This window comes from Cyanobacteria bacterium GSL.Bin1 (assembly GCA_009909085.1).
Lineage (GTDB): Bacteria > Cyanobacteriota > Cyanobacteriia > Cyanobacteriales > Rubidibacteraceae > Halothece.
Window position 1 is genome coordinate 1 of record JAAANX010000101.1, and the last position, 12032, is coordinate 12032.

Here is a 12032-nt window from a genome sequence, read left to right on the forward strand (position 1 = left end):
CTAGAGAAACATCTGGAAGTGTTTACTCGCTAACCGCTCATGGCTCTATTCGCAGCTACGGGGAGGTTATCTCTCCCCAATCCCCCACCTCACGAAGTAGGTGGGGGTCATTGAATCGGGAAATCTTCCTCGTGAGGAAATTGATAAATGGATTAATGATCAACCTTCTGAGTTAACCGAGGCTTTGCTTGACCCAGAGAATAAATCAGTCGAGGAAGCCTTGAAAAAAGTTAATAAACCTTTGAAGAAAAGCGACCATAAATCTAAAGCTGATAATCCTTCTGATGAAGATTACCAAGAAGAGGTTGAACCAAGTTTACCTTCATCAAGTGTAGGAGATGCTTTAAAATCCCTATCAACAACAACTGATATTTTGATCAACAGTTCCAGTGATCAAGAAGCAATTTATTTCCTAGTTGCTAAAGCCAAAGCAAAACTTTGGGAACGTTGTTTTATCGATGAAGAAGCTGCAATTTCTGAAGCTCAACAACACCAGGGAAATGTCTATAGTGAAGCAGTACGAGATATCTTTATCGAAGAACATACTCGTTGCAAGCAATTACCCCTTCCCGAAGGCTATTCTTTTACAACAGATAATTCTGGAATTTTTCGCTATCCCAAACTGATGCAACGTTTAATTGCATACCGAGTGTTGAAGGAAGGTCGTGTCCTTAATCTTAGTGGTACAGGTACAGGAAAAACCCTATCTGCGGTTTTGGCCAGTCGTGTGATTGGTGCAAAACTGACAGTTATTGCTTGTCCAAACTCTACTGTTGGAGGTTGGGAGGAAACGATTAAAAAGGCTTTTCCCAACTCAAATGTTGTCACAAAAGATTGGCATCCAAGGTGGAATAAGAATGATTTCCCCTGTTATTTAGTGATTAATCATGAAATGTTTCAAAATCGTTATCTCAGTGCCATTAAGAATTTTATCCAGAATCATCCCATCGATTTTATTGTCATTGATGAACTGCACCAAGTTAAGCAACGAGAAGCTGATGAAGAATCACAACGTCGTCGTCTTCTAAATGGACTTATTACCGATGTTCCCAAAGATAGACCAAAGCCTCGTGTGCTTGGAATGTCTGCAACTCCCATTATAAATAACCTTCAAGAAGGCAAATCGCTGGTTGAATTAGTGAGTAGTAAAACTCAGGATGATATAGGCACAAAAGCGACAGTTCCTAACTGCATGAAGCTCTATCAAAAATTTACCACAATGGGCTTTCGGATGATACCAAAGCACCAGCAATCACGAGTTCCAAAAATTTATCCAATTGATGCTACTCCTTTTACAGCAGCCAAAGCGACTCAATATTGGATGGGCTGGTTGCGACGTATTGAACAACAAGGGCTGAATGAAATTGAACGGAAAGAGATTCGAGTTCCCTTAGATGAAACAAGCGAAGCTGAAACCTCACGGCGTTATGCTTCTTATGGGGATTTTGCCACCCTGAATGCACGATGGAATAACACATACTCTAGCACAACTCACAATCGCTTGAGAAACAACCCTGAAGAATGGTGTTTTTATCATACTCGCATGGATGAACTTGAAGCAAATTGGCAAGTTAATCCTCGTGAAGAGTGCATTAAACATCTAAAGGTTAATCTACCAAGAGGCTCGGTAGTTGGTGATTTTGGATGTGGACAGGCAAAATTAGCAGAAGCTCTCAAAGATATTCACACCGTTAATTCTTATGATCACATTGCCATTAATCCCAGTGTTTATGCTTGCGATATGTTAGACACTCCCCTTGATGACAATACCTTAGATGCAGCAGTATTTAGCCTATCTTTAATGGGAACCAATCTCAAGGACTATATCCTAGAAGCCTATCGCACCTTAAAACCTGGAGGACAATTACTGATTTACCATCCTGCACAAACAAATGATCGTGATCAGTTTGCTAGTGGTCTAACTCAACTTGGCTTTGCCATTGTCCAAAGTGTCGAAATTTATAAATGGCATTATATTTGGGCAATTAAACAAGGTCAGCAGGAAAACCCTGATGCAAGTATTGGCTTTTAAATTAATCTATTGCTTCTGCATTACCAGTTGCGCGATGGCGTTTCATCCTGTGTAAGTGTTGATGGCTACTCTTTTTACCCAGTCGCTTTGCACCCATGTAAAGATTGGGGAACAAAATGTAAAATAGCTTTTACATAAAATAGTAACAGGGGCTAAAATGTAAAAGCCTGAGTGGTTGCTACTTGCCCATGAAAGATGTCATTGCACAAAACTTAATCCGATATCGTAAAGGACAATGCCTGTCCCAAGAACAGTTAGCCGAACAAGTCGGTATAAATCGCCAAGCGATTAATAACTACGAAGAAGCAAAAACCTTATAAAAAGCAAACGGGACAAACTTTAACTCAGGACATTGAACTGGAACTGAAACTACAAGCAGAAGATTTTCCCCTCAATCAGCGCTATTCCAGCTTAGTTTGGCAAGCACTAGAACAAGAGAAAATATCAGAGTCGAAGGCTGCAGAATTGCTGGAAATGACGATTGAACGGCTACGGCTCATCAACTAGCAAAAACGTTTGATCGCTTGTGGACGACCAGAGAAGCTTATACTGACCCAGGTGCTGATTATTCCGAACAACAATATCGAGAACGAATAGTTAATAATCTCAAGAAAAAGGCACTTGATTTAGGTTTTGAATTAGTGGCTCAACCCCAGTAACAAATGATGTTTCTTGATAGAGGGATATTACCTAGATTTACTTTTGAGCCTCAACGATAAGTAGGGAGTAGAAAGGCCAATATATCGTTGGTTAATGACACTAACTGCATTGAGTAGGTTAGCTAATTCAATTAACTCATCTACCCAGTCACCGTTTAAGAACTCGCTTTCCCATTCTTGTAAGTTTGGTTCAGTCATAATACTGTCAGCTCTTATGGTTCAAATCAGGAGACTATCGTTAAATTTGCGATCAGAAACTCTCCCACTTTTTAGTTTTAAAGTGAATATATTTAAATATTGATTGTGATCATTATCTTAGTCAAGTCTCTTCCGATATTACTACAGTTTTTTGGTTACAGTTATGACTTAAATCACTTAAAAAATATTACTTAAATAGCAGAGAAGCGCAGTTCTCTTCCTGAAGGCCTTGACGGCTAATCAGAAATAGCTGCTGTGTAGAATTTTTGCATGTCCTGTGCAAATTCAGTACGCGAATTAGACCAAATGTAGAACATATGACCTCCACCGTAATGACGAACTTGCAAGTTAGCTGCCATCTGTTGGTTGAGTTTCATGTGTTGAACAATGCGATTAGAAGCCTGAAAGGGAGTGACTAAATCGTAATAACCGTGAGCAATATACACCTTTAGATGGGGGTTAAGAGCCAGACCGTAGCGTAATTCGTCAGTTGCACCAATTTGACTTTCGAGAGCGTGGCGCTCCGAGTCTACCTTCCAAGTGCGATTGATATCAAGGCTCAGAAGATAGTAAGGACGCTCTGTTTTCACACCTAAAATTTCCCGTAGGAGACTATTCGCGGCTCCATTAAAGATGCGTTGGATCCCAAATAAAGTCGGGTCAGGTCCTTCAAAGCATTCTCGATCCGGATAGGGGTCGGTTGCAGTGATAGTTGCATCGTAAAGTCCGCAGACTTGGCGGCGATCGCGCAATAAATGACGGACAAACACGGACTGAGTAATGCGTCCTTGGGCGGTTGAGATTAAATCAGGAGGCAACCCTAACATATCTGCCATTACTTGTAACAAAGACTTGCGTTCGGCTTCTGGCATCGCTGTTCCTTGAATCAGTAAACGCACCAAGTCATTGTTGGCAAACTGTACCGCTTCTGAAATGACCTCATCCCGTGGTGTATCGGCAGCAAACTTGCGACTGACCTTATGGAAAGCGGCTGCTGCTGCCATAGCAGGAAATGTATCGAGCCAAGCGAGTAAATCATAATCCGAGGGATCCAAACTTTGGAATTCTAGCGCCGGTGAAACCAGGATTGCCCCATTGAGACCAATTCCATAGCTTTCTTGAAGGAGCTTTGTCAGTCTAGCAACCCGAAATCCACCATAACTTTCGCCAACAATGAAGATTGGACTCTGCCAACGATTATTTTGAGAGAGGAAGCGTTGCATCATCTCAGCAAGCGAGTCTAAATCACGTTGGAGGGCGTAGAATTCCTTATTTTCACTGTCGCTGTCGGATTGACTCGTACTCTTCTCAGGTGATTTGTCCTTACTTGTCCCTTGGTCTTGCTGATCAATGGTACGGCTAAAGCCCGTTCCAACCGGATCAACAAATACCAAATCCGTAAAAGGAAGCCAACTCTCAGGGTTTTCCACCAATTTCGCCGGTGGCGCCGGTGGAGAACCATCATCGTTAAACGCTGCCCGCCAAGGTCCGATCGCGCCCAAGTGCAAGAAGGCTGCTGCCGCACCCGGTCCCCCATTAAAAGCAAAAGTTAGGGGTCGCTCTTGTGGCTTGGCATTACGGGCAAGATAGGCAACATGGAAAACTTCTGCAATCGGTTGATCACGCTTGCGCAAGACCGTCCATTCGGCTCGGACTGTGTAAGGAATTTCGGCACCGCTTGCGTCTTGAAAGACTTGCTCGCTGACAGCCCCCGCAGGCGGTTGGTAATCTTTGTTATCCGGTTGAGAAGACGATGAATCAGTCATAATCAATTGAAGGTACAGCTTGGTTCAGTTAATCAACAAAATTCACTCCCATCATAAGAGATGAGCTAACAACTAACCGATTTTGACCTTTTTTGAGGTCTTTTACTCCACAGGAACTGAGAAATTAAGAGATGTTTTTCCCAGAAATCTGATTATTTCCATCAAGGATTCATGTTAAAAACGCAACAAAAATTAAGTGATATAATTTAGCGATTGAGACAATACTCAAGATCATTGAATGCAATGGGAATTGCCTCCTGGAACCACTCTTCCCTCACCTGCCGTACTGATGGCTCAGAGATAAATCTGTTGATCGTTGCCAGCCACTGGGGGTCATCATTGGGCAAAATCAATCCGTAGAAATCACAAGTCAGAGGTTGTTTCGGTTGCAACTGATAATCTTGAATCGATAAATCCTGTTGGACAATTTCTCCGAGGGTGAGCAGACTATCATTAGCAAAGGCATCAATCTCTCCTTCCACAACGGCATTGATTGCCTCAGTTTGTCCTTGGACTCCTTTAAAGTAGACTAAATTGGCTTGCGGATAAGTATTTTCCATAAATTCCGCCGTCGTGGTTTTCTCTAAAACCCCGATTTGGAGATTTTCCAGAGTGAAACTGGGATTGATTTCATCTGCGCGATCGCGCTGGCTGAATAAACGAGTGCCTGTAGTCAAAATTGGATTGGAGAAGGTAATCCCTTCAATATCTTGACGGATGGTGTTGGGACCGCATTCGAGATGAACCGTCCCGTTTTGAACCAGGGAAAAGCGGTTATCCAAGGTTGAAGGTAACTCCGCTAACTCGATTCTGAGATTAGCACCGATTTGACTGCTGAGATGGTTTTGTAAGGCAACCGCTAAATCGGTGCAGTAACCCCTCCACTGCTTTTGGCGGTTAATGTAACCGAACAAGGGGACATCACGACGCATTGCCACTGTTAGCACTTTAGTGCGTTGAATTTCATCAATAATCGTTTCTTGGCGGTTGGCAACAGTGGCTTCCACCGGATCGGGAATTACCGGAATCGGCAATTTCTTACCGTAAGCGGTTTCGAGAGCTTCAGGAGAAAGAGACTGAATAATTGATAAGTTGAGGGGTTTGTCCTCACTCAAGACTTGGGCATAACCAGCACTTAAATACGGGAGAAATTGATCGTCGCGATTGGCTTTGCCAGCGTCGCGATCGCGCAAATGAGCTTTAAAGAAGGCAACATTCAAGACTTTAAAGTATTCTCGTCCAAATGCTTGGTGCTGACCAATTAAAAAGGGAGGAATGGCTTCAATGCCTTCTGGACTCTGTTCACTGGTAATAAAATGCGTACCCGGATCAAATAACGCTAAATATTTCGGATCTGACTGTAGCCAAACAAAAGGGTGAATCTGCTCAGTTACCGTCGGCGCGACCAAATCGTGACTCCCGGCTGTCATCAATAACGGAATCTTAATTTGACTCATGCCTTCGGGTCCAAAAATCCCACTGCTAAGAGGATGAGCGGCTAAAGCCGCTTTAATTCGCGAGTCCCCTAAATTAAAATTTTCCGGTGGTAAATGTTGACCGCGACACTGCAGATATAGGGCAAAATTTAAAATCACATTATCCTGATGACAGGTTGTGACAAGGCGAGCATAATTGATTTCCGCGCCAGCTAGAGACAAAACGGTTGTTGCGCCCAGAGAATCGCCCATCACGCCAATCTGCTCCAAATTCAGCAAATCGGACCACTTTCCGTCTGCAGCCTCTAATTGATCAATTAAAAACGAGATCTCTTGGGGACGATTAAGAAATTCCACTGGACTCAAGAGGGTACTAAGGCGACCCGAGAGATAAGTTTCACGATAGGAAAGGTTACTGCCAATATGATCGGGAACAAATACCGCAAACCCATGGGAAGCTAAATGTTCAGCGATATAGACAAAATTTTCTTTGACTGCCCCAAATCCATGAGAAATAATAACCACTGGCGCTGGATCACCTAAGTTTTGAGGAAGGTAAACATCCACGGGAAACTCATAATTCACGGATAAACCCTGATCGGTTTGACGTAGCGCCGGATTGGTGACCGTAATTGTTTCCTCTCGAATGTCATACTCGCCGGGTTGACTCAAATCTGGCAATTGGCTGAAGTCAAAGTCGGCCCAAGGCAGTGCTTCGGCTTGCGCGTTCTTCTCAATTGCGGCAACGCTGGACTGATTATAAGCTAGGTAAACGTTTAATAACTGTTTGAGTTGGAGCAGATCTTGAACATCAATTTCAATTCGACGGGTCGGAAATTCCTCGATCGCATCAAGTATCGTCCAACCCTCTGCATTGGCTTGGTCAGCAGCGCCCACAATTGCAGCTCTGAGTCCATAAAAGCCATTGCGATGGGGAGTATAGCGGATCACTTTTCCCACTTCCTCTAACACATCTCGACCCAGGGGAGAGTGGGTCAGTTTATAAGCCTGCACGGCATCTAAGGCGAGAGGCCGTTGCAGCCCTTGTCGTAAGTTAGCCATCATCTCGTCATCAACGAAGCGAGCTAAGATTTTCAGGTCGCCGGTAAGTTCTCCGGTTTCAGCATAGACTTTCAGGGCATCCAGGGAAAAAGAAAACGTAAGCGGACCTAAAACTGAAAAACGGACTGTTTCAGCACTCAAGCTGGGTCGAGCCGTTATACATTCCGTTACAATCCCAACCATTGTTATGAGCCCAAAGGACGTAAGTCTGCACAAGAAGTTGGATAAATATTTGGTTACTGTTACCATTATCTTGCCAATTCATTCCTCTATGTCCCTTAATTTTGGCATTTTGAGGATGCGTTTGACCTGGCGCTTTGCAACTAGATTTGACAAAAGCATGAAAATTTTATTTCTCGATCAAAGTGGCAACTCTGGGGGGCAGAATTATATTTATTAGATATTGCTCAATCCTATAAAGAGAGTTAATTAGAGCCAACTCGCCAAAACATTCCAAAGTGATTCAAGGCATTGCTAACCCTTTGGCAATTTTTCCAGTATTTCTTTCTACTTTTGGTTTTGAGCAGCACCATGAATCAAAATACGCACGAGTGAAACTACAACACCTCCGGTGAGGATGCCCCAAATGTAAGTAAATAAGACTAAAAAGGAAAGAGGGAGAGTGAGACTGGCCGAGAAAAAGGAAACGGTAGTTAAACGAGGATTCTGAAGAATAAAAAGCAGTACCAGGGCTATGGCAACTGTAAGGAGTGAAATGAAGAGGTATCGCATTGTCGCTAACTCCTTAGAATAAAATTCTGGGCTTGTCCTCTAATTGTTAATTGTACTATCGGCTTAAGGCATTGTTAAATTTCAGGTCAATTGCTTTAAGTTACTTGTACGTTAAACACAAGTCACCACTTCCACTTTCGATCCTGCTTCCTCCAAGTATGGTAACACGGCAGCAGGATGGTGGTTCACATCAGAGGTGTAGTTAATTTCAGATAAATCCTTTTCACTCCCGTAAGCAACCAAGTACACTGATAGGGGTTTGCAATGAAGAAGAGTGCCTGGAGAAATGGTGCAAGCCCACTCCGGGACAGTTCCGTTTGACATTCCTTGGTCTTGACGATTCGCGATTCGAGTTGCAGAATCAAGTGGTGCCACAAAAGCGCTAATTTCACGCCAATCTGCTCGAAAGAAATTGGTATAACCAGGGTTAGCAAAAGCAATGTGTGGTGACTGTTTGGGACCTAATCCTAAAAAAGCAGAGGTGCATTGAAACTTGCTGAGTAAGGAATCAAAGGCATCTAACTGTTCGTAAGGGGAAAAGCAATGGGAAGACGGATAGGCAGAATAGGGAAAGAGGTGATTTTTTCGTTGAAAACCCCTTCCTTCTAAGGCTTTGATGACAGGTTCCATATAATTGGCAAAGGAACGTGAATCGCTACGGTTCCTTTTACTGGCCAAGGGGTTTCATCACTATGAAGATGAGGGGTCTTCTGGTTAATCCATTCTTGGAGCGCTTCTACACTCGGCGTTAGTGCCTCTTGATGATTGCAGCAGTTCGATTAGCACTTGGTAAGGCTGGATAAATGTGTTTCCAGTGGGGAATAGATGCATCGCCGAGGGATAATGATTCAGTTCTTGGAATAGCTGCGTTCCCACATACTGGTTAAGTTCCTGTTGTGAATTAAAACAATGCTTTTTCATGATTGGGTCAATAGTGAAGGTTGATTATTTTCGCGGAAAAGAAAATTATTGATATGACTAACTGCTTAAAGGATTTAAGAGTGCTGCAACAAATAAACCATCCATAATGTCTTGAAATTTCCCTAAGCAGCCTATAGCTACTGGATGATCATTTTCTTGGATTACTCTAAGTAGATTGCTTTTCTCACAGCTTTGCTCCTTTTCCGTTTTGAGTCCGGAAGTTAATCAGTCACCTCTACTCTATAAAAACAAGTAATCTCACGGCAGTACTAGCCCCAAAATAGTAAATCTGCTGATTCATCATCTTGACTTGGACCTTTTTTGGGCAGCCCAACAGAAACCTTTTGAGTTTCGCTGGCAAAAAAAATTAAGGTGATAGGGTAAAAAGAGCATAAAGCAATTCGTTATTGATCCTATGGAATATCGTCAACTTGGCAATAGTCATTTGCAAGTCAGTCTGATCTGTCTGGGAACCATGACTTGGGGGGAACAAAATACCCAAGAAGAAGGGTTTGAACAGATGGATTATGCCCTGGAACAAGGGATTAATTTTTTTGATACGGCAGAAATGTATGCGGTTCCGCCAAAAGCAGCAACCTATGGACGTACCGAAGAAATTATTGGGGAATGGTTTCAAAGTCGTAAACAGCGCGATCGCGTCATTCTCGCCACTAAGGTCGCCGGTAAAACGACAATGGACTGGATTCGCGGGGGTAAGAATCAATTAGACCGCCCCAATATTACCGAAGCCCTGGAAAACAGCCTGAAACGCCTCAAAACCGATTATATTGACCTCTATCAACTGCACTGGCCCGATCGTCCTACCAATCGCTTCGGGAAACTGGGCTTTGCCTATGCTGCGGACGAATTACCTCCCCATGAGGAGGAAAAAATGCACGAAGTGCTCACTGTTTTAGATGAATTCATCAAAGCGGGAAAAATTCGCACCATTGGCCTATCCAACGAAAGTCCGTGGGGAGTGATGACCTATCTGCGACTTGCGGAAAAATATAGTCTCCCGCGCATGGTTAGCATTCAAAATGCTTATAACTTACTGAACCGGAAATTTGAAGTGGGCTTATCGGAAATTGCCGTGCGTGAAAATTGTCGCTTACTCGCTTACTCCCCACTGGGTGCGGGAACCTTAACTGGAAAATATTTGGGTGGCAAGATTCCCCCTGGCAGCCGGCGCAGCTTAGATTCTCGTTCCTCTCGCTATAATAATCCTCGCGCCGAAAGTGCAACCAAAGCTTATTTAGAAGTGGCCAAACGCCACAATTTAGATCCAGCACAAATGGCGATCGCGTTTGTCAATCAACAACCGTTTCTCACCGCTAATATTATTGGTGCGACCAGCATGGAACAACTGAAAACCAATATTGGGGCAATGCACTTAAAATTAACAGAAGAAGCTTTAAAAGATATTGAAGCGGTCCATCAAGAAACCCCCAATCCTTGCCCTTAATCTCATGCAATCCACCTCAGAAACCTCTGCTGTAGAGAGGAACCCCTATAGCACTGAACAACCTTTACCTCCTACTTATCCCCAACCTGCCCCGCCGGTTACGTCCTCTCGCCCTTCCTTTTCTTTTCTCAAAGCCTTCTTGCTGATGACCACTGGCGGCATTACGCTGATGATATTGCTGATTCTTGTTGGTGTTTGGCGTGCGGGAAGTAGCTTTTTTAGTGTAGTGGAAAACTTCTTCACTGCCCCTCCCGCCACACCGCAAGTTGCGGTCCCCAGCATGGTGGTGAACCAAATTCAAGGGGTCAGTGAACTCACCACTGCAGTTTTCACCATGGAAGCGATTGTTCCCACCGAACAAGACCGGAAATTCGGGAATATGACTCTCGGAACCACCCGCTTACTCTATATTGCCCAAGGGGAAGTTCGCGCTGGTGTTGATTTGAACGCGATCACCGTTGAAGATGTAATCCTCAATGACGCAACAAATAGTGTTGTGGTTAAAATCCCCTCGGCTGAGATTTTAGACCAAAAACTCGATGTCACTGAATCACAGGTCTATGACTATGATCGCGGCTTCTTGAATTTAGGTCCTGATGTTGCCCCGCAATTGCAAACCTTAGCGCAACAAAAAACCTTAGATAAAGTCGTTACGGCAGCTTGTCAAGAAGGAATTTTAGAGCAAGCGCGCGATCGCGCTCAACTCACCATCAAAGAATTGTTAACTGCCAGTGGTTACACGAATGTGAAAGTGGTTTCTGAGGTTTCTCCAGCTTCTCAGTGCGCGGTAAAATAGCAATACTTTAATAAACGAAAACTAATAATGGCAAATTCAGAAACAGCAAGCGAAACCCAACTTTCTTCGGAAGCGTACAAGCAAAAAATGCAACGGCGCAAACAAGTGCAAGCCGAACGACTCAAAGCGCGAACCAACGAAAAAGGTTTAATCGTTGTGAATACGGGACCGGGAAAAGGAAAAACCAGTGCCGCCCTAGGGATGGTGGTGCGGTCTCTGGGTCATGGTTTCAATGTCGCGATCGTTCAGTTTATTAAAGGGGCGTGGGAACCGGCAGAAAAAAGAGTCTTTGCCCAGTGGCAAGAGCAACTGGTTTTCCACGCCATGGGAGAAGGCTTCACTTGGGAAACCCAAGATCGCGATCGCGATACAGAAAAAGCACAAGCGGCGTGGGAAAAAAGCTTAAGTTATATCCATGATCCGAATTATCGCGTGGTTTTATTAGACGAAATTAATGTTGCTCTCAAACTGGGCTATCTTGATGTCGCAGCAGTGATCGAAGGCTTAGCCGGAAAACCAGAAGACTCTCACGTCATTTTAACCGGTCGCGGTGCGCCCACAGAATTAATTGAAGCCGCCGACTTAGTCACAGAAATGAAACTGATTAAGCATCCCTTTCGAGAACAAGGGGTAAAAGCCCAACCTGGCATTGAATTTTAAACTGCATCGAAAAAGCGATCTTAAATAGGATCGCTATATTGATCGATGAGAGTATGTTTGCGTCTAGCCGTATCAAACTCATAAGTTAGACTATTAGAGTGCTGCAACAAATAAACCATCCATAATGTCTTGAAATTTCCCTAAGCAGCCTATAGCTACTGGATGATCATTTTCTTGGATTACTCTAGGAAAAAAACGGGGCTTAAAAATTATTGGTCTTCTCGGCATTCTCAAAGATGCTGCTAGAGCAGGATTGCTAGATTTAGAAACCACCTCTGGATTCTGGGTTGCACCCAGTTTGCTGG

Annotated in this window: 9 protein-coding genes; 5 read left to right on the plus strand and 4 right to left on the minus strand. The window is 43.7% G+C overall.

What is annotated here, in order from left to right:
• Nucleotides 1-100: 100 nt before the first annotated feature.
• Together GVY04_13855 and GVY04_13860 are read left to right on the plus strand one after the other, a co-directional pair.
• Nucleotides 101-2032 (plus strand): methyltransferase domain-containing protein, encoded by a 1932-nt coding sequence (locus GVY04_13855; protein ID NBD17178.1) that lies wholly within the window; start codon nucleotides 101-103, stop codon nucleotides 2030-2032.
• A 188-nt stretch (nucleotides 2033-2220) separates the two neighbouring features.
• On the plus strand, nucleotides 2221-2352 hold the full coding sequence (locus GVY04_13860) for a helix-turn-helix domain-containing protein (protein NBD17179.1): 132 nt from the start codon (nucleotides 2221-2223) through the stop codon (nucleotides 2350-2352).
• Between the two features lie 366 nt (nucleotides 2353-2718).
• On the opposite strand, the gene GVY04_13865 is transcribed toward GVY04_13860, so the two are convergent.
• The 4 genes from GVY04_13865 to GVY04_13880 form a co-directional block, all read right to left on the minus strand.
• On the minus strand, nucleotides 2719-2889 hold the full coding sequence (locus GVY04_13865) for a hypothetical protein (protein ID NBD17180.1): 171 nt from the start codon (nucleotides 2887-2889) through the stop codon (nucleotides 2719-2721).
• Between the two features lie 236 nt (nucleotides 2890-3125).
• Nucleotides 3126-4655, minus strand: a complete 1530-nt coding sequence (locus tag GVY04_13870; protein NBD17181.1) for a peptidase S10 — start codon at nucleotides 4653-4655, stop codon at nucleotides 3126-3128.
• A gap of 206 nt (nucleotides 4656-4861) precedes the next feature.
• Nucleotides 4862-7342, minus strand: a complete 2481-nt coding sequence (locus GVY04_13875) for an alpha/beta fold hydrolase (GenBank protein ID NBD17182.1) — start codon at nucleotides 7340-7342, stop codon at nucleotides 4862-4864.
• Between the two features lie 654 nt (nucleotides 7343-7996).
• A complete protein-coding gene (locus GVY04_13880) occupies nucleotides 7997-8515 on the minus strand; it encodes a hypothetical protein (GenBank protein ID NBD17183.1) in 519 nt (172 codons plus the stop codon).
• 706 nt (nucleotides 8516-9221) lie between these two features.
• On the opposite strand from GVY04_13880, the gene GVY04_13885 reads away from it, so the two are divergent.
• Genes GVY04_13885 through cobO form a run of 3 tightly spaced genes read left to right on the plus strand, consistent with a single transcriptional unit; the run spans nucleotide 9222 to nucleotide 11727 of the window.
• Nucleotides 9222-10271, plus strand: a complete 1050-nt coding sequence (locus GVY04_13885; GenBank protein ID NBD17184.1) for an NADP(H)-dependent aldo-keto reductase — start codon at nucleotides 9222-9224, stop codon at nucleotides 10269-10271.
• 4 nt (nucleotides 10272-10275) lie between these two features.
• Nucleotides 10276-11067, plus strand: coding sequence for a DUF4230 domain-containing protein (locus tag GVY04_13890; protein ID NBD17185.1), 792 nt, complete (start codon nucleotides 10276-10278; stop codon nucleotides 11065-11067).
• A gap of 27 nt (nucleotides 11068-11094) precedes the next feature.
• Nucleotides 11095-11727, plus strand: a complete 633-nt coding sequence (cobO, locus tag GVY04_13895; GenBank protein ID NBD17186.1) for a cob(I)yrinic acid a,c-diamide adenosyltransferase — start codon at nucleotides 11095-11097, stop codon at nucleotides 11725-11727.
• The last annotated feature ends 305 nt before the right edge of the window (nucleotides 11728-12032 follow it).

Bases quoted from the DNA above. Each gene is read 5' to 3' on its own strand.
- GVY04_13870 (NBD17181.1), bottom strand. From the start codon at position 4,655: ATGACTGATTCATCGTCTTCTCAACCGGATAACAAAGATTACCAACCG.
- GVY04_13890 (NBD17185.1), top strand. From the start codon at position 10,276: ATGCAATCCACCTCAGAAACCTCTGCTGTAGAGAGGAACCCCTATAGC.
- GVY04_13860 (NBD17179.1), top strand. From the start codon at position 2,221: ATGAAAGATGTCATTGCACAAAACTTAATCCGATATCGTAAAGGACAA.
- GVY04_13880 (NBD17183.1), bottom strand. From the start codon at position 8,515: ATGGAACCTGTCATCAAAGCCTTAGAAGGAAGGGGTTTTCAACGAAAA.
- cobO (NBD17186.1), top strand. From the start codon at position 11,095: ATGGCAAATTCAGAAACAGCAAGCGAAACCCAACTTTCTTCGGAAGCG.
- GVY04_13865 (NBD17180.1), bottom strand. From the start codon at position 2,889: ATGACTGAACCAAACTTACAAGAATGGGAAAGCGAGTTCTTAAACGGT.
- GVY04_13885 (NBD17184.1), top strand. From the start codon at position 9,222: ATGGAATATCGTCAACTTGGCAATAGTCATTTGCAAGTCAGTCTGATC.